Source organism: Sanguibacter inulinus, from assembly GCF_013415325.1.
Lineage (GTDB): Bacteria > Actinomycetota > Actinomycetes > Actinomycetales > Cellulomonadaceae > Sanguibacter > Sanguibacter inulinus.
Map to the genome: position 1 here is coordinate 17481 of NZ_JACBYE010000033.1, position 16774 is coordinate 34254.

General features: G+C 71.7%; 16 protein-coding genes. 9 read left to right on the plus strand and 7 right to left on the minus strand.

From position 1 onward, the window contains the following. Positions 1 to 77 precede the first annotated feature (77 nt). Together HZZ10_RS12885 and HZZ10_RS12890 are read right to left on the minus strand one after the other, a co-directional pair. Entirely contained in the window at positions 78 to 668 is a 591-nt protein-coding gene (locus tag HZZ10_RS12885) for a type III secretion system chaperone family protein (protein ID WP_179913809.1), read from the minus strand. Further along, a complete protein-coding gene (locus tag HZZ10_RS12890) occupies positions 665 to 1276 on the minus strand; it encodes a type III secretion system chaperone family protein (protein WP_179913810.1) in 612 nt (203 codons plus the stop codon). Before HZZ10_RS12890 ends, HZZ10_RS12885 begins: the two co-directional genes overlap by 4 nt. A 78-nt stretch (positions 1277 to 1354) precedes the next feature. On the opposite strand from HZZ10_RS12890, the gene HZZ10_RS12895 reads away from it, so the two are divergent. Further along, positions 1355 to 1999 (plus strand): hypothetical protein, encoded by a 645-nt coding sequence (locus tag HZZ10_RS12895; RefSeq protein WP_179913811.1) that lies wholly within the window; start codon positions 1355 to 1357, stop codon positions 1997 to 1999. A gap of 70 nt (positions 2000 to 2069) precedes the next feature. Here the strand turns inward: HZZ10_RS12895 and HZZ10_RS12900 are convergent, their stop codons facing one another. Genes HZZ10_RS12900 through HZZ10_RS12910 form a run of 3 tightly spaced genes read right to left on the minus strand, consistent with a single transcriptional unit; the run spans position 2070 to position 6629 of the window. Then, a complete protein-coding gene (locus HZZ10_RS12900; RefSeq protein WP_179913812.1) occupies positions 2070 to 4241 on the minus strand; it encodes a hypothetical protein in 2172 nt (723 codons plus the stop codon). Continuing rightward, positions 4241 to 6148, minus strand: a complete 1908-nt coding sequence (locus tag HZZ10_RS12905) for an HSP90 family protein (RefSeq protein WP_179913813.1) — start codon at positions 6146 to 6148, stop codon at positions 4241 to 4243. The genes HZZ10_RS12900 and HZZ10_RS12905 overlap by 1 nt, the downstream gene beginning before the upstream one ends. A gap of 10 nt (positions 6149 to 6158) precedes the next feature. Beyond that, a complete protein-coding gene (locus tag HZZ10_RS12910) occupies positions 6159 to 6629 on the minus strand; it encodes a type III secretion system chaperone family protein (protein WP_056130132.1) in 471 nt (156 codons plus the stop codon). A 1-nt stretch (position 6630) separates the two neighbouring features. On the opposite strand from HZZ10_RS12910, the gene HZZ10_RS12915 reads away from it, so the two are divergent. From HZZ10_RS12915 to dapF, 3 genes are all read left to right on the plus strand, one after another. Further along, positions 6631 to 6807 carry a hypothetical protein gene (locus HZZ10_RS12915; RefSeq protein WP_179913814.1) on the plus strand — a complete coding sequence of 59 codons (177 nt, stop codon included), beginning with the start codon at positions 6631 to 6633 and terminating at the stop codon, positions 6805 to 6807. 79 nt (positions 6808 to 6886) lie between these two features. Beyond that, a complete protein-coding gene (gene miaA, locus HZZ10_RS12920) occupies positions 6887 to 7861 on the plus strand; it encodes a tRNA (adenosine(37)-N6)-dimethylallyltransferase MiaA (RefSeq protein WP_179913815.1) in 975 nt (324 codons plus the stop codon). Continuing rightward, the gene (gene dapF, locus HZZ10_RS12925; RefSeq protein WP_179913816.1) at positions 7858 to 8799 is read left to right on the plus strand and encodes a diaminopimelate epimerase; all 942 of its coding nucleotides are present in this window, start codon (positions 7858 to 7860) and stop codon (positions 8797 to 8799) included. The genes miaA and dapF overlap by 4 nt, the downstream gene beginning before the upstream one ends. Before the next feature lie 21 nt (positions 8800 to 8820). Here the strand turns inward: dapF and HZZ10_RS12930 are convergent, their stop codons facing one another. Continuing rightward, a complete protein-coding gene (locus HZZ10_RS12930) occupies positions 8821 to 9474 on the minus strand; it encodes a class I SAM-dependent methyltransferase (RefSeq protein ID WP_179913817.1) in 654 nt (217 codons plus the stop codon). 122 nt (positions 9475 to 9596) lie between these two features. On the opposite strand from HZZ10_RS12930, the gene hflX reads away from it, so the two are divergent. From hflX to HZZ10_RS12945, 3 genes are read left to right on the plus strand one after another with little or no spacing between them, the layout of a single operon-like run. Continuing rightward, positions 9597 to 11144: a GTPase HflX gene (gene hflX / locus HZZ10_RS12935; RefSeq protein ID WP_179913818.1), complete on the plus strand. Its 1548-nt coding sequence runs from the start codon at positions 9597 to 9599 to the stop codon at positions 11142 to 11144. A gap of 58 nt (positions 11145 to 11202) precedes the next feature. After that, positions 11203 to 13281, plus strand: a complete 2079-nt coding sequence (locus HZZ10_RS12940) for an ATP-dependent DNA helicase (RefSeq protein WP_056130145.1) — start codon at positions 11203 to 11205, stop codon at positions 13279 to 13281. Between the two features lie 43 nt (positions 13282 to 13324). After that, positions 13325 to 14320: an L-lactate dehydrogenase gene (locus HZZ10_RS12945; RefSeq protein WP_056130148.1), complete on the plus strand. Its 996-nt coding sequence runs from the start codon at positions 13325 to 13327 to the stop codon at positions 14318 to 14320. A gap of 116 nt (positions 14321 to 14436) precedes the next feature. On the opposite strand, the gene lexA is transcribed toward HZZ10_RS12945, so the two are convergent. Further along, entirely contained in the window at positions 14437 to 15183 is a 747-nt protein-coding gene (lexA, locus tag HZZ10_RS12950; protein ID WP_056130893.1) for a transcriptional repressor LexA, read from the minus strand. Between the two features lie 356 nt (positions 15184 to 15539). Between lexA and HZZ10_RS12955 the strand changes: the two genes are divergently transcribed. Then, a complete protein-coding gene (locus tag HZZ10_RS12955) occupies positions 15540 to 15938 on the plus strand; it encodes a LysM peptidoglycan-binding domain-containing protein (protein ID WP_056130151.1) in 399 nt (132 codons plus the stop codon). Between the two features lie 351 nt (positions 15939 to 16289). Beyond that, a complete protein-coding gene (nrdR, locus tag HZZ10_RS12960) occupies positions 16290 to 16772 on the plus strand; it encodes a transcriptional regulator NrdR (RefSeq protein ID WP_056130896.1) in 483 nt (160 codons plus the stop codon). Positions 16773 to 16774: the final 2 nt, after the last annotated feature.

Below are 16774 nucleotides of genomic sequence, written 5' to 3' on the forward strand. Positions count from 1 at the left end.
GCACGTCAGCGGGTCGACCGCTGTCATGCTCCGTCGTTCGCGAGCTCGGTGGTTGACGTGCTCAGCCGTCGTCGTGCTCAGTCGTCGTCGACGGGGCCGTCGTTGTCGTCCATGTCGCCGTCGTCCTCGTAGACCTGCGGCCTGAGCGATGCGGCGACCGAGGCGAACAGCTGGAGAGAGTTCCCGAGGCCACCTGCGAGGGTCTCGTCGATCTGGTCCTGCGTCGCTCCAGGGCCGAAGTCGACCGAGTGCTCGGTGTACAGCGACAGGGCTCCGTTCTCACGGCGCACGTAGGCCTTCGGCCAGATCCTGTCCCTGTTCCAGTCGTTGACGATCTGCAGGGTGGCCACCCGGTTCGACTCGGCGAGCGGGCGGTGCCAGCGGCCGCGCACCTGGATGATGTCTTTGTCGACGCCCAGGAGCATGAACCAGAAGCGGTTGCCGTCCCACGTCCCGGTGATGTCACCGTCTTCGTCGAGCCGGAAGGTGTACCCGCGGGACCCGAGGTACGACGCCAACCTGTCGCGGGTGACCGCCGTCGGGACGTCGAGCAGGTTCGCGCTGGTCTCTTCGGCAGGCAGCGGGCCGGTCCGTTGGCGCGGGACGGCGTCGGGCAGCACGGACAGCAGCCTCGACAGCCACGCGCGACGCGGCGCAGGGGTGCTCATGGGGCCGCCTTCGCAGGGTCGGGGTAGTGGGCGTCGAGAGAGTCGAAGAGCATCGCGGCCGTGCTCAGCCCGCAGCTGAGCAGCCTGTCGAGCTGTTCGTCGGTCGCGCCGTGCTCGAGGTCGACCGACATCTCGGCGTAGACCTGGATCATGCCGTTGTCGCGCACCCGGAAGTACGCCTTGGGCCAGATGCGGTCGGTGTTCCACTCGTTGCAGAGGTCGAGGACCTCTTCGATCCGCTCGATGCTGATCTCACGGTTCCACTGGCCACGGACCTGGAGGATCTCGGAGCGGGACCCGAAGATGAGGAAGTAGAAGAGCCGAGAGTGCCACAGCCCTCCGACGTCCCCGTCCGAGTCGATGAAGTACGAATAGCCGTAGTCGCTGATCCACTCGATGACGCGCGCCCGTGTGACAGGGCGGACGCCGTGGACCTGGTCGAGAGCTGTCGCTGCACCGAGCTCGCGGGCGATGACCTCTTCGACGTCGAGACGCAGCTGCTCGTCGTCCCTGTCAGCCCCGCCGACGGCGGCCTGGGCCTCGTGAGAGGCGTGCGTGCCGGAGAGGCCACCCGTCCTGCGGTGACGCCGGTCCTTGAAGAGCCCCATCCGTCCAGCCTACAGCCGGTCCTGGGACCCGCGTCCGCTCGACAGCCGACGGTCAGGTGGTTGACGTACGGTGACACGATGCACGCCATCCTCGCTCGTCTCACGCTGTCTCCGGTGCTGCTCCCCGGTGCCTCAGGACGCACGGACGTGTCTGCGCGGGCTCGCGCGGTCGTCGTCGCCCGGATCACCTCGCTGCTCGAGGAGGCAGGACTCAGCAGGCTCGGGGCGGGCGCGGAGGCCGACCACCCCCACGTGCTCGTCGTCGCGCCTGCCCGTCGGCCGATGATCGCTGTCGACGCACGGCCCGACCTCGGCGCTCTCGGGCTCGAGACCTCCAGCGCTCCCGGCGGGCCAGGCTCCGGCGTCGGCGGTGGTTCGCCGGCCCTCGACGTGACGTCGGCCCTCGACGTGACCGCGACCGTCGCCGTCACGCTGCTGAGGCTGGCGGGCTGGCACGGGGCCGTCGAGACCATCGAGGTCGCCGGGCACGCCGACGACGGGGCGAACAGTGCCCATGACGCGCTCGCCGCCCTCGACTCTCTCGAGGCCGTGGTGTCGGCAAGGCTCCCAGGGCGCAGGCTGGTGCTGCTCGCGACGGGGTCGGACGAGGCCGAGCTGCCCGCCGGTGCGCGACCCGCGCTCGCCGTAGCGCACGCGAGGGTCCGCACGCTGGGCGACCGGCTGGGTGTCGCGCGGGTCAGCCCGGACGCTCTGGTCGACTGAGCCTGTTCCAGCGCCCAGCGCCCCTGCGCCCAGCGGCACGCAGGCTTCCCTCGAGTCTCTGAGCGGCTGCTCAGAGCGACAGGCGTCGGACCAGGTCCTCGGCCTCGGACGTCCGGCCCAGTGCTGTCAGCACCTCGACCAGCTCGCCCGTGACCTCAGCACGGGGCGCTGTCGACCGCACCATGGCGAAGCCCTCCGCTGCTGACTCGAGGAGCCAGACGGCGTCCTCGAGGCGGCCCTCGGCGCGGTCGAGCCGACCGGCGAGCCAGAAGGCGTGGGCGGCGTCCTCGACCATCCCGAGCTCGGCGAACGCCTCGGCAGCGGTCCTGGCTGCTGCCGTCGCCTCGTCGGTCTGGCCTGCGGAGGCCTGCGCACGAGCGAGGGTGTCGAGCAGCTGGGCGTGCTCCGCCGCGAGGACCGTCGCCCGACGCGCTCGGGTCGTGGCCTCGTCGGCCATCTCGGCCTCCGCGGCACCTGCGACGGCCTGGACCGCTCCGCGCGCCGCGGCCGTCTCGATCTCTGCGGCAGCCACGAGCGGCCCGAGGACGGACACGGCCGTCGGCACGGCGCCGACCGACACGCAGACCCGTGCGTAGGCCCTGGCGACAGGTCCTGTGTACTCGATGCCCGTCTCGGCGCGGGCGAGCAGCGCGAGGGCCTCGCGGAACGAGGACTCTGCCCCCTCGTCGTCTCCGAGCGAGCCGGCCAGGGCTGCTGCCTCGGCCAGGGCGAACCCGGCGGCCTCCGGCTCGTCGATCACCTCGAACATCTCAGCCGCCTGCGCGTACAGCCGCGCGGCGCTGACGGTCTCGCCCCGCGCTGCCGAGCTCTCGGCGGCCGAGACCAGGGCGTCGGGTCCGACACCGGCGCGGCCAGCGGTCTGGTCTCGCGACGGCTCAGCCGATGCCGCGGCGGTCGGAGCGCCTGCAGGCGCGCCGTCGTGCTCGGTCTCGTCCAGCAGGTATCCGGGTACGTCGCCCGCACCTGTGCCATGGTCTGCACCCACGGGCGACCCTGTCGACCCCGTCGGTGCGGCAGCGGCCGCGGAGCCCGCAGGCGCGTCAGGCGCACCGGAGCCTGCGACCTCGTCCCGTCCAGCAGTCAGGTCGCCGCCCCGTCCCGCGGGCAGGTCCGCGCCGTGGCCTGTGAGCACGCTGAGGTCGACGCGGAGCTCGCTGTGCCCGCCCGACCAGGCGCGCAGCACACGCTCGGTCGAGGCGCTGGTGCCACCCCGCCTGTCGAAGGCGGCGGCGAGCTCGAGGGCCTCTCCGTGCATCCAGTCGTCGAGCTCGGCGACTGTCGTCGCAGGGACCCCCGGGTACGAGACGGCCCGCAGCGGGTGGTGCCGGCGCAGGACGCTGACCCCGGTCCCGGCGTGCAGCAAGAACGAGAGCCTGTCGGCCGGGGTCTCGGCCTTCGTGAGCAGCCCGGCGGACCTGTCGAGGAACCTCCAGGCCGCGGAGTGGTTGCCCGACCGTGCGAGGAGCTGGACGTGTCGCCCTTGCGCCCCCGCCAGCTCACCGCTCGTCGGCAGGCTCTGCAGGCCGTGCCGGTGCGCCCTGGCCGCGCCCTCGGCGTCCCCGACCTCGAGATAGGCGAGCTGGAGCTGGGAGAGCCTGTCTGCCGGTTCGGAGTGGCACGAGGCCGACGTGGCCTCGGCGGACTCCAGCAGGCGGATGCCCTCCTCGTAGCGGCCAGCCTCGAAGAGGTAGGCGGTGCGGTCGCCCGGCTCGCAGGCCGGGCACTGCGAGAAGTCGTCACGCTCGGTCGTGATCCACCGCTCGTAGGCGGCAGGCAGCTCGTCGTCGCCGAGCAGGTGGTGCCACTGGAAGGTGAGGTGGTTGACGGCGCTCATCCCGTTGCCCGCCAGCTGGTAGCGGCGACGCATGTCGTCGAGCGTCGAGGTGATCTGCGCGGCCGGGATGGCCGGGAACTCCATGAGGTTGCCGACCATCCACTTGAACGACCAGAACAGGGAGTGCACGTCGTGCTGGTCGAAGAGCTCGGGGTGCTCGTCCCACAGCCTCACGGACTGGGTGAACGGGAGGTACGCCTTCTCGACCTCGTCAGAGAAGGCGTAGGACTCGGTGAGGGCGAACAGCGCGAAGGCGCGTGCCTCCTGGGGGCCTTCGGTGGTGACCTCGCGGACGAGTGCCGCGGCCACCTCGTTGCGGGCCGAGCCGAAGGGCAGGTCACGGGCCTTCATGATCGCGCGGTTCATGTCGTCGAGCTGGCGTGCCATCAGGCTGCGCCCCCGTCCAGGTGGTCGTGGCGCTCGGGGTCTCGCGGCGCGGCGGCGCTGCGCATCAGGGTCGAGAGCGCATCGGTCATGAGGTTCGCCTCGTGGGCGGGCAGCGGGCGGCCGGACTGCAGCAGCGCCGTGACGTACAGCGCCTGGGCACCGGCCTCGCGGACCACCCGGTCAGCGACGTCGAGCACGTCGCGCACGGCAGGGTTGGCGTCGTTGAGCACGAGCCGGCGTCGGTGCTGCGGCTTGGAGAACTGCCCGAGGACGCCGCCCCACAGGTCGGCAGCCTCGGACACCGTCGAGGTGACCTCCTGCTCGTGGTCTGCGTCGCGGTCGTCGAGGAGCATCGACGGGATCTGCGCAGGCTCGAAGGTCCGCAGGTCCACGTCGCACCCGCCTGCTGCGAGGACCTCACGGATGCTCACGAGAGCGTCGGTCGTCTCGAGGGCACGCAGCGGCTCGAGGGGGAGCAGCACCTGGGAGACGTCCGAGGCCGAGACCGGCATGACGGTCCACGACGGCCTGCGGGTGCGCACGCGCTCGAGGAGGTCGGCGTCGTAGACGTACCCGGCGTTGACGACGGGGAGGTCCTGGGCGTGCGCGACAGGCGCGATCCGCCGGTATCCCTCGACCGTCGGTGTGAAGTGGATCTGGCCGTAGCGCTCGTGGATCTCGGCGAGGGTCGCCTGGCCCGTCGTGCACTCGAAGGGCAGCACCTCGACGGCCAGGTCGAGCATGTCGTCGTCGACGAGGGCCAGGGCGCGCACCGCGAGGTGGTGCACGGCGAGGAGCTGGGCCGAGCCCGCGTCGCGCAGAGCGAGGGTCTCGAGGGTCCACCGGCGGATCCGCGCGCCGAGAGCGTCACGGGTGGCGAGCAGCACGTCGTCCTCGTACAGGCCCTCTCGTGAGGCTGTCGGGCGCACCGCGGTCGTGTTGACGACGCAGCGCACGAAGAAGGCCCACGGCGGCAGCAGCTCGTCGACCTTGGTGCCCAGCAGCATCCTCTTGAGGTAGACCCTGTGGGCGCTGCTCGTCGTGGGGGACACCGCCGTCGGCAGCACGAAGGCCACGCCGCTCAGCCCGGCGAGCGGCAGGTCGAGGTCGATCGAGGCGAGCGGCGTGAACCCGAGGGCCGACTCGCAGTACGACCTCAGGGCGAGCTCCCGCGCTCGGGGGGTCTCGTAGGTCTGCTCCCACGGGAGCACGGGCTCGCTGAGGGAGCGGGAACGGACCGAGCCGTCGGCGTCCTCGACCTCGAGCAGCAGCTCGACGGGCAGGAGCGAGCCGAAGTCGGCGGCGAGGGCCGCCACGGTCTCGGGCTCGAGCCAGTGCTCGAGGTCTCGGCGCGGCGCGAGACGCACCGTGCTGCCCGGCTGCTCAGGTCTCCTCGGGTCGTCGTCGGAGAGCTCGACCAGCGTGTACCGCCCGTCCGCGTGACCTGTCCACCGCACGGCCGGGGCCTGGGGGTGACGGGCCGAGCGCGAGACGAGCTCGATCTCGTCGGCGACCATGAAGGCCGACAGCAGCCCGATGCCGAACTGCCCCAAGAACTGCTCGCGGCCCGTGCCCATCTCCAGGTCGCGCTTGGAGCTGCGCCCGATGGTCGCGAGGAGCTCTTCGGCCTCGGCCAAGGTCAGCCCCACACCGGTGTCGGTCACCTCCAGGCTGCCGTCGGGACGGCAGCGCAGGGTGACCCGGGGGGTGGTCGCCCCCGGACCCGCCGTCGACGGGTCGCCGGGGGACGAGACACCGGGGGACGAGTCGCCCACCTCGGCCAGCGCGGTGATGGCGTCGGTCCCGTTCTGCAAGAGCTCCCTGAGGTACACCCGAGGGCTGCTGTAGAGGTGGCGGGCGAGGAGGTCGACGATCCCGCCGAGGTCGACCTGGAAGGTCTGGCTCATGCGCGGGCCGTCACTCCTCGGGGATGCCGAGGCGCTCGGCCAGCCGCTCGAAGGAGCGCAGACCCGTGAAGAGGCCGCAGGAGATGAGCTGGCCCAGCTGCGCGTCGCTCACACCGTGCTCGAGGTCCGTCGAGACCTCGGCGTACACGCCGATCTCGTCGTCCTCGGCCCTGACGTAGAGCTTGGGCCAGATGAGGTCGCGATTGTACTCGTTGAGCAGGAGGGCGAACTCCGCCTCGCGGGCGACCGGGAAGGAGTGCTTCCACCGCCCGCGCACCTGCAGCACCTCCTGGGACTCGCCCATGAGGAAGAAGTAGAAGACGTTGTCGTCCCACTGGCCCCCGACGTCGCCGTCAGGGTCGATCCCGAAGTTCCAGCCCTGCTCGGTGAGGAAGGACTCGATGCGCGCCCGGGTGAGCGGTGCGTTGTCGCCGGAGGCGGCGAGTGCCGGAGCAGTCTCCGGCTTGTTGAAGAAGCCCATCGTGTCGTTCTCCTGGGGTGGTGTCGGTGCGTGCTGGTGCCACGGCGCCGTGCTCCTGGTGGGGCCAGGCGGTGCCGTCGGCCCCTCGGCGGGGCGGGCGCCGCTGTCGGCCCCGGGAGCGGGGTCGGGCGGTGCTGGCGAGGGTGCCGCGGTCGAGGACGCCGCGGTCGTCTGCTGATTCCCGTTCACCCTAGGTCCACACGGCGACAAGCACCAAGGGCTTCGGGCCCGGCCCGGCGAGCCTGTACCGTCTCGGTGTGCTGATCGTCGCAGTGGTAGGCCCCACGGCCACCGGAAAATCGGACCTCGCCCTCGATCTCGCCGAGGCTCTCCAGGGCGCCGGCGGGGACTTCTCCCCACCGGAGGTCGTCAACGCCGACGCCTACCAGCTCTACCGCGGCATGGACGTCGGGACGGCGAAGGTGCCCGTCGACGAGCGCCGCGGCGTGGTCCACCACCAGCTCGACGTCCTCGACGTCCAGGACGACGCGTCCGTGGCCACGTACCAGACCCAGGCGCGCGCAGACCTCGCCGCGATCGAGTCCCGGGGCGCACGTCCCCTCGTCGTGGGAGGTTCGGGCCTCTACCTCCGAGCCCTCCTCGACGACATGCGCTTCCCGGGGACCGACCCGCAGGTCCGTGCTGCTCTCGAGGCGCGCGCGGAGGCCGAGGGCACCCGCCGTCTCTACGACGAGCTCGCCGAGCGCGACCCCGCTGCCGCTGCGGCCGTCGAGCCCCGCAACACCCGCCGGATCGTCCGCGCCCTCGAGGTCATCGAGCTGACCGGGGCCCCGTACTCCGCGAACCTCCCACGCCAGGAGTACGTCAGGCCTGCCGTGCAGATCGGCCTCGACATCGACCGCGGTCTCCTCGACGACCGCGCGCAGGCACGCGTGGACGCCATGTGGGAGCGCGGCCTCGTCGACGAGGTCGTCGCGCTCGCGGACCGCGGCCTGGGCACGACGGCGTCGCGCGCCGTCGGCTACGCCGAGATCCTGCGCCACCTCGCGGGGGAGACCACGCTCGACCAGGCCAGGGCGGACATCGTCGCGAACACCCGACGGCTCGCCCGCAAGCAGATGGGGTGGTTCGGCCGCGACCCGCGCGTGCACTGGCTGCGGGCCGAGTCGCCCACTCTCGTCGAGGAGGCCCTCGCCGTCGTCGCGTCGGCCGACCGCGGGACACCGCCCCCGCCCGCGGACGGACCCGTGCGCCGTAGTCTGGGCTCATGACGCCAGGAACGATCCCCACGACGCCCCTGCCCTTCACCAAGGGCCACGGCACCGAGAACGACTTCGTGCTGCTCGACGACCGCGAGGCGCTCCTCGACCTCACGCCGGCGCTCGTGCGGGCGCTCGCAGACCGCCGCGCCGGGATCGGCGCAGACGGCGTCATCCGGGTGGTCCCCTCGTCGGCCCTGCCCGAGGGACAGGCTGTGCTCGCCCACGAGCCCGCAGCCCACTGGTTCATGGACTACCGCAACGCCGACGGGTCCGTCGCCCAGATGTGCGGCAACGGCGTCCGCGTCTTCGCCGCCTACCTCGAAGAGCTCGGCCTGGCGACCTTCGCCGACGGGCGCGACCTCGTCCTGGGCACGCGCGCCGGAGCTCGGCGGGTCCGCAAGGAAGACAGCGGCTGGTACGCGGTCGACATGGGCGTCTGGTCCTTCCCCGGGGGAGACTCCGCAGTCAGCGACGGCTTCGACGCCGAGGTGACCGTCGCCGGGCTCGAGCCTGCCGACGCCCAGGTCCCCAGACCCGCACTGAGCGTCGACCTCGGCAACCCGCACACCGTCGTCGCGCTCGCGAGCCTCGACGACCTCGAGCGCGCCGACCTCACGACAGCGCCCGACGTGCTCCCGCTGCCCGCCGACGGGACCAACGTCGAGCTCGTGGTCCCTCTCGGCGAGGAGACCAGCGTCGACGGCACCGTCGTCGGCAGGGTCCGCATGCGCGTCCACGAGCGCGGCGTGGGGGAGACCCGCTCGTGCGGGACCGGTGCCTGCGCGGCGGCGCTCGCGGTCCGCGCGTGGGCCGGACCGCAGGCACCCGACGTCTGGCTCGTCGACGTGCCCGGCGGGACCGTGCGGGTCACCCTGCTCGAGGACGGGCACGTCGAGCTCGCCGGACCCGCGGTGCTCGTGGCCGAGGGCACGGTGCGTCGGGACTGACCGCCCGCGCAGCAGCGGGCCTCAGCCTGCGACGACCTCGATCACCCGGAAGCCCTTGGCCGACGCGAGCTTGGTCGCCACGGCCTCGAAGGGAGCGCCCTCGGGCGTGCGGACCTCCGCAGTCGTCCCGTCGTAGCGGTCGTTCATCCACCCCATGAGCGAGTCCGCGCCGAGGTTGCGCTGCACCACCAGGTAGGCCGACCCGCCGGGCACGAGGCGCGGCAGCCACCTGTCGAGCATCGAGTGCAGCATCTCCTTGCCGACCCGGATCGGCGGGTTGGACCAGATCTGGGCGAGACGGACGTCCGCCGGGACGTCGTCGGGCGTGCACGCGGTGATCCCGTCGAGGCCGAGCCGTGACGCGTTGCGGCGCGTGAGGTCGAGCGAGCGCTCGTTGACGTCGACGGCCCACACCCGCGCCAGCGGGTTCTGCATCGCCATGGTCAGCGCCACGGGCCCCCAGCCGCACCCGAGGTCGAGCACGTCACCCGTCGGCGGGCCGGACACCGTGCGCAGGAGCACCTGGGTGCCGAGGTCCAGCCGGCCGGGCGAGAAGATGCCCCCTGCGGTCTCGACGTCCACGCTCGTGCCGTCGAGGACGACGGTGAGTGCCCGGCGCTCGGCAGAGGAGGCCGGCTCAGCGGTGAAGTAGTGGTCTGGGGTCTGATCGCTCACAACGCGTCATCGTAGGCCCAGCCGGGCCGCAGCAGTTCATCTGTGCGCAAAAAGTCTTCGGCGCAGGCGGCCCTCGTGGGAACCTAGAGGGACACGAACACCACCATCCACGAAGGACGTGCATGACGAACAGCCACGAACCGCGCCCCGAACCTGCTCAGGGTCCGTCGCCGACGACAGACCAGCACGTCGGCGTCGCGGCACCGTCGGCGCGGGACATCGCGAGCGACGTCGTCGCCCGTGTCCTCGCGCGGGCGGGGACGGCACGAGCAGACGGCGGGACCCAGCACTCCGCCCACGACGGCGACCAGCTCGACCTCGCCGAGCGGTCTGCGTTGCGACGTGTCGCGAACCTCTCGACCGAGCTCGAGGACGTCACCGAGGTCGAGTACCGCCAGCTGCGCCTGGAGAAGGTCGTCCTCGTCGGGCTCTGGGCCCGCGACGCGGCCGACGCCGAGGTCTCGCTCCGCGAGCTCGCGGCGCTCGCCGAGACCGCCGGGTCCCAGGTGCTCGACGGCCTCCTGCAGCGCCGCCAGACCCCCGACCCGGGGACCTACCTCGGCTCGGGCAAGGCCGCCGAGCTCGCGGCCGTCGTCGCCGGGACCGGCGCCGACACCGTGATCGTCGACGGCGACCTCGCCCCGTCCCAGCGTCGTGCACTCGAGGACATCATCAAGGTCAAGGTCGTCGACCGGACAGCGCTGATCCTCGACATCTTCGCCCAGCACGCGAAGTCCCGAGAGGGCAAGGCCCAGGTCGAGCTCGCCCAGCTCGAGTACCTCCTCCCGCGCCTGCGAGGCTGGGGAGAGTCGATGTCCCGCCAGGCCGGTGGCCAGGTCGGTGGCGCCGGGGCAGGCATGGGCTCGCGCGGACCGGGTGAGACGAAGATCGAGCTCGACCGTCGTCGCATCCGCAACCGCATGGCCAAGCTGCGCCGGGAGATCGCCGCGATGGCGCCCTCCCGCGAGACCAAGCGGTCCTCGCGCAAGCGCAACGCGATCCCGTCGGTCGCGATCGCCGGCTACACCAACGCCGGCAAGTCGAGCCTGCTCAACGCCCTGACGGGTGCCGGGGTGCTCGTCGAGAACGCGCTCTTCGCGACCCTCGACCCGACGGTGCGACGCACCAAGACCCCTGACGGTCGCGTGTACACGCTCGCGGACACCGTCGGGTTCGTCAGGTCGCTGCCGCACCAGCTCGTCGAGGCCTTCAGGTCGACCCTCGAAGAGGTCGCCGACTCCGACCTCCTGCTGCACGTGGTCGACGCCTCGCACCCCGACCCCGAAGGTCAGATCGCTGCCGTGAGGCACGTGCTCGAGGGGATCCCCGGGGCGCTCGACGTCCCCGAGGTCATCGTGCTCAACAAGGCCGACCTCGCCGACCCCGACACCATCGCCCGGCTGCGCAGCCGGGAGCGCACGACCCTCGTGGTGTCTGCGCACACGGGGGAGGGCATCACCGAGCTGCTCGACTTCATCTCGGCGGCGCTCCCGCACCCCGGGGTGACGGTCGACCTGATCGTCCCGTACAGCCGGGGAGACCTCGTCAACCGCGTGCACCTCGAGGGTGAGATCGACCACCTCGAGCACGTCGGCGAGGGCACCCTGCTGCGTGGTCGGGTGGACGACGAGCTCGCAGCAGAGCTCGCCGCCGTGGCCGTCCGCTCCTGAGCACCCACGGTCCGGGGCCGGTCTCGATGAGGCCTTCCCCGGACCGTAGACTCCTCGGGTGAAGGACACCCCGCACGCCACGACCACAGGCTCGGCCGACGAGGTGCACACGCTGCTCGACCTCGCCGTCGGCGCACTCGGCGGCGGCCGCCGCGACGGGCAGCACGACATGGCCGAGGCCGTGTCGACCGCCATGACCTCTGGCGAGCACCTGCTGGTCCAGGCCGGGACCGGCACCGGCAAGTCGCTCGGCTATCTCGTGCCGGCCGTCCACCACGCCGTCAACGCCGGCGAGCGCGTGATCGTCTCGACCGCGACCCTCGCGCTCCAGCGCCAGATCATGTCCCGCGACCTCCCCCTGGTCGCGGAGGCTCTCGCGGACCACCTGCCCCGCCGTCCCACGCTCGCCCTGCTCAAGGGCTGGCACAACTACGCCTGCCTGCACAAGATCGACGGCGGCTACCCGGCCGACGACGCGGGCACCCTCTTCGACATGCCCCGCTCCGAGGGCCCTGCAGAGCCGCTCACCGGCGGCGAAGCCGTCCCGGCGGCGGAGGCCGCGAGCCTCGGGCAGCAGGTCGTCAGGCTCCGCGAGTGGGCACGGACGACCGACACCGGTGACCGGGACGACCTCGTCCCCGGCGTCCCGGACCGTGCGTGGCGCCAGGTCTCGGTGACCTCGCTCGAGTGCCTGGGCCAGCGCTGCCCGCTCATCGAGGAGTGCTTCCCGGAGCAGGCCAGGGCCCTGGCCCGCGAGGCCGACGTCGTGGTGACCAACCACGCGATGCTCGGCATCGCGGCGACGGGCTCGCCCAACGTCCTGCCCGAGCACTCGGTCGTCGTGGCCGACGAGGCGCACGAGCTGGCCGACAGGGTCACCGCCGCGGCGACAGTCGAGCTCTCGGTCGCCTCGATCGAGCACGCAGCGCGCCAGGCTCGCCGCCACGGCGGTGTGCTGACGACCGACCTGGACGCGGCCACCTCGGACTTCGGCTCTCTCGTCGCCGGCCTGCCCGCGGAGCGTTTCCCCGACGGGCTCCCCGAGGGGGCCCGGCTCGCGGTCGCGGGCGTCCGCGACGCCGCCCGCGGCGTGCTGAGCGAGCTCAAGCCCGAACCGCGGGCCGGGGGCGGTGAGGGCGGAGCCGACTCGGGACTCAAGATGGCCCAGTCGAGCATGCTGCAGATCTTCGAGATCGCCGAGCGGATGACCGGTGAGGCCACGGGCTTCGACGTGCTGTGGTGCTCACGAGGTGCCGAGGGCGGCTTCGGTGCCGGGATGTCCAAGCTGCACGCCGCCCCGCTCGGGGTGTCCGGGCTGCTCCGGACGAACCTCTGGAGCGAGAAGGTCGGCGTGCTCACGTCCGCGACTCTCGCGCTCGGCGACTCCTTCGACCCCGTCGCCCGCTCGGTCGGCCTCGAGCGTGCGGCGACCGAGGCTGACGGAACGGAGTCGAGCGGGCCTGCGCCGCGGTGGCGCGGGCTCGACGTCGGCAGCCCCTTCGACTACCCGCGCCAGGGGATCCTCTACGTCGCGAAGAGCCTGCCGACCCCGGGGCAGCAGAGCACGACCGACGACCAGGTCGACGAGATGGCTGCGCTCATCACCGCGGCCGGCGGGCGGACGCTCGGGCTGTTCTCCTCGCGCCGGGCCGCGGAGCGCGCGGCCGAGCTGTTGCGGGAGCGCCTGGACGTGCCGATCCTCTGCCAGGGTGACGACCAGCTGCCCACCCTCGTCAAGCAGTTCGCTGCCGACGAGGCCACGTGCCTGTTCGGCACCCTCTCGCTCTGGCAGGGGGTCGACGTCCCGGGTCCGTCCTGCCGCCTGGTGATGATCGACCGCATCCCGTTCCCTCGGCCCGACGACCCCGTCAAGGCGGCGCGCGCCCGGTACGTCGAGAGCCACGGCGGCAACGGGTTCATGCAGGTCGCGGCCACCCACGCGGCGCTCCTGCTCGCCCAGGGCGCGGGGCGGCTCGTGCGGACGGTCGAGGACAAGGGCGTGGTGGCGATCTTGGACCCCCGCCTCGTGACAGCCCGCTACGGGAAGTTCCTGGTCAGCTCGCTGCCCGACTTCTGGCGGACGACCGACCGACAGGTCGCCACTTCTGCGCTCGAGCGCCTCTCGGCCCTAGGCTGATCCCAGCGCGCCCCTCACCAGCGCCCGACTTCATGGAGGACCGATGAGCCAGCCTGAGACCCACCGAGCACCCGACGAGACGCCCCGCACGCGCAAGACCACGAAGGTGGCGGTCGTCGGAGCCGGCGCCGTCGGCTCGACGATGGCCTACGCCGCGCTCATGCGCGGCTCCGCCCGCCACATCGCCCTCTACGACATCAACCGGGCCAAGGTCGAGGCAGAGGCTCTCGACCTGTCCCACGGCATCCAGTTCATGCCGATGGCCGAGGTCGTGGGCTCTGACGACGTCGCGGTCTGCGCCGACGCCGACATCATCATGGTGACCGCCGGTGCCAAGCAGAAGCCTGGCCAGACCCGGCTCGACCTCGCCGAGGCGACCATCAGCCTGGTGTCGAAGATCCTCCCCGAGCTCCTCGCGGTCGCCCCCGACGCCACCTACGTCATGGTGACCAACCCCGTCGACATCGTCACCTACGCGGCGCTCAAGATCTCAGGCCTGCCCCCCACGCAGCTCTTCGGCTCGGGCACCGTGCTCGACTCGTCCCGCCTGCGGTTCCTCATCGCCCAGCACTGCGGGGTCGCGGTCCAGAACGTCCACGCGTACATGGCCGGCGAGCACGGGGACAGCGAGATCCCGCTGTGGAGCTCGGCCACCATCGGTGGGGTGCCCCTGCTCGAGTGGGACGCGATCGACGGCCGCGAGCCCCTCACTGCCCAGGTCCGCGACGAGATCGCCCACGAGGTCATCAACTCCGCCTACCGCATCATCGAGGGCAAGGGGGCGACCAACTACGCCGTCGCGCTCGCCGGGTCCAGGATCATCGAGGCCGTCCTCAACGACGAGCACCGCGTGCTGCCCGTCTCGACGCTGCTCGACGACTACTACGGCATCAGCGACATCTGCCTCTCGGTCCCCTCGATCGTCGGACGGCACGGCGTGACCGACAAGCTGCAGGTCCCGCTCTCCCCGGTCGAGATCCGTGGGCTCCAGCACTCGGCGACCTCCCTCAAGGAGGTTGCTCGCCGCTTCGGCGTCTGACCCGCACCCCCAGCACGCAGCAGAGCGCCGCACCCCTCGTGGGGTGCGGCGCTCTGCTGCGTGCTGGGGAGCTGGGGAGCTGGCTGGCCAGCCGGGCCACGGCCCGCGCGTCGCTGTCAGAGGCTGCGCAGGACCGTGACGATGCGGCCGAGGATGGTCGCCTCGTCGCCCAGGATCGGTGAGAACGCGTCGTTGTGCGGCATGAGCCACACGTGCCCGTCGATGCGCTTGAAGGTCTTCACGGTCGCCTCTCCGTCGATCATCGCGGCGACGATCTCACCGTTCTCCGCCACGGGCTGACGGCGCACCACGACCCAGTCGCCGTCGCAGATCGCGGCGTCGATCATCGACTCGCCGGAGACCTTGAGCAGGAACAGCTCGCCGTCTCCCACCAGCTGACGGGGGAGGGGGAAGACGTCTTCGACCATCTGCTCCGCGAGGATCGGGCCACCCGCGGCGATGCGGCCGACGACAGGCACGTAGGACGGCGACGGGTGGTTGTCCTGGTCCTCGTCGGTCGACGCACGGACGGGCAGCGGGACCGAGCGCAGCGTGCGTCCGGTGGTGCGCCCGGTCAGCTCGGTCGTGCTGGAGTCGGCGGCGGGCCCCTGGGTGACGAGCTCCATCGCGCGCGGCCGGTTCGGGTCGCGACGCAGGTAGCCCTTGCGCTCGAGGGTGGTCAGCTGGTGCTTGACGCTCGACGGGCTGGTCAGCCCGACGGCCTCACCGATCTCGCGCATGCTCGGCGCGTAGCCGCGCGTCTCGACCGACGTGCGGATCGTGTCCAGCACGCCGCGCTGCCGCGGGGTCAGGCCGTCCGCAGCGCCGATCACCGACACAGGGTCCGTGGCAGCAGCGCTCACGCCGTCGCCCTCGGTCGTGGTCGCTCCTGACGGCGTGCTGTCCTGCGTCTTCACGTCGGGCCTCCGGTCGGTGCTGCGTGCTGCGGTCTGGTCGTCCCTGCCCCGGGTGGTCGTCGTCGCGCCGGCGCTGAGGCGGAGCCAGCAGCAGCGGCAGCAATGTCGGTGGCCCGTGGTCGAGTGTCCTTGCTGGTGGTTCAACAGTAGGGCCCGGCCCCCACGACTTCAAACACCTGTTCGAGCGTGTCGCGCCAGACCCCTTGCAATATTCTCGATCCTTCGTACAGTTGTACGACGTACACATGTTCGAACGCGTCGCCCGGTCACCCCGACCGACGACGATCAGGAGAGGAGTCGACATGGCCCACACCGCACAGGTGCTGACGCCCCGGCCAGAGCTGCGCCTGGTGCGAGACGGTGACGGGCGGCGCTCGTCCGCCGCGACGGCCTCTCGCGAGGGTTCGCTCCGCGACCTCCGCCTGACCCGGCGCGGGTGGTGGGTGCTGTCGGCTCTCGCTGTCGCGCTCGTCGCTGTCGGCATGTTCCTCGGCGACCGCGCCTTCGCGAGCGCCCCGGCCGAGCCCGTCGCCGTGGCTGACCATTTCGTGGCCCCGGGGGAGACGCTGTGGCAGATCGCCGGCGCCGTCGCGCTCCCTGGCGAAGACCGCCGCGACGTGGTCGACATGCTCGTCGAGCTCAACGGTCGGTCGACGGCCTCCCTCGAGGTGGGCGAGCGCATCCTGGTCCCGGCTCGGTGACACGCGATATCGTCTCGACATGTGAGAAGGCAGCTGAGGAGAGTTGCTCGCCCTCTTAGGTCGCCCTAAGTTAGGACTACCTCATCAACCGGCTGGGGGCCGGGTTGTGAGGCGGGGTGCACGGGTGGTCATCACCAGGTACTCCGACAGCACGCCGGTGTCATGACGAGGCGAGTCGTCCAGGCACTGTGGGGACGGGGGCGTCCCGGACGGAGGTGGTCGACCATGACCACCTCCGTCTCTGTCTCCAGGCGCCGGCTGGTGGGGTATGTGCGCAGGTCTCGGAGACGCGCGTACCCTTGCGAGTGCCGCGGAGCCGTGGCATCCGAGCACGTCCAGATGGAGGCCACTGTGCACTGCCCGTTCTGCCGCCACGCGGACTCCCGGGTCGTCGACTCGCGAACCTCGGACGACGGCGCGTCGATCCGTCGCCGCCGGCAGTGCCCTGCGTGCTCTCGGCGCTTCACCACGCTCGAGACCGCGAGCCTCTCTGTCGTCAAGCGTTCTGGTGTCACAGAGCCGTTCAGCCGCGAGAAGGTCGTCAACGGGGTGCGCAAGGCGTGCCAGGGTCGACCCGTGAGCGAAGACGACCTCGCTCTGCTCGCCCAGCGTGTCGAGGAGAGCGTGCGGGCCACCGGCATCGCCGAGCTCGACGCCTACGAGATCGGTCTGACGATCCTCGGGCCGCTCCGTGAGCTCGACGAGGTCGCCTATCTGCGGTTCGCCTCCGTGTACCAGGCCTTCGACTCCCTCGAAGACTTCGAGGCGGCGATCAACCTGCTGCGTGCCGAGCACGAGCAGAACGACCGCGACGCAGCGTCCTCGCAGGACTGATC

What these genes read in the sequence shown, in the direction of transcription:
- HZZ10_RS12885 (WP_179913809.1), bottom strand. Translation starts at nt 668, where the DNA reads ATGAGCACCCCTGCGCCGCGTCGCGCGTGGCTGTCGAGGCTGCTGTCC.
- HZZ10_RS12890 (WP_179913810.1), bottom strand. Translation starts at nt 1,276, where the DNA reads ATGGGGCTCTTCAAGGACCGGCGTCACCGCAGGACGGGTGGCCTCTCC.
- HZZ10_RS12895 (WP_179913811.1), top strand. Translation starts at nt 1,355, where the DNA reads ATGCACGCCATCCTCGCTCGTCTCACGCTGTCTCCGGTGCTGCTCCCC.
- HZZ10_RS12900 (WP_179913812.1), bottom strand. Translation starts at nt 4,241, where the DNA reads ATGGCACGCCAGCTCGACGACATGAACCGCGCGATCATGAAGGCCCGT.
- HZZ10_RS12905 (WP_179913813.1), bottom strand. Translation starts at nt 6,148, where the DNA reads ATGAGCCAGACCTTCCAGGTCGACCTCGGCGGGATCGTCGACCTCCTC.
- HZZ10_RS12910 (WP_056130132.1), bottom strand. Translation starts at nt 6,629, where the DNA reads ATGGGCTTCTTCAACAAGCCGGAGACTGCTCCGGCACTCGCCGCCTCC.
- dapF (WP_179913816.1), top strand. Translation starts at nt 7,858, where the DNA reads ATGACGCCAGGAACGATCCCCACGACGCCCCTGCCCTTCACCAAGGGC.
- hflX (WP_179913818.1), top strand. Translation starts at nt 9,597, where the DNA reads ATGACGAACAGCCACGAACCGCGCCCCGAACCTGCTCAGGGTCCGTCG.
- HZZ10_RS12945 (WP_056130148.1), top strand. Translation starts at nt 13,325, where the DNA reads ATGAGCCAGCCTGAGACCCACCGAGCACCCGACGAGACGCCCCGCACG.
- HZZ10_RS12955 (WP_056130151.1), top strand. Translation starts at nt 15,540, where the DNA reads ATGGCCCACACCGCACAGGTGCTGACGCCCCGGCCAGAGCTGCGCCTG.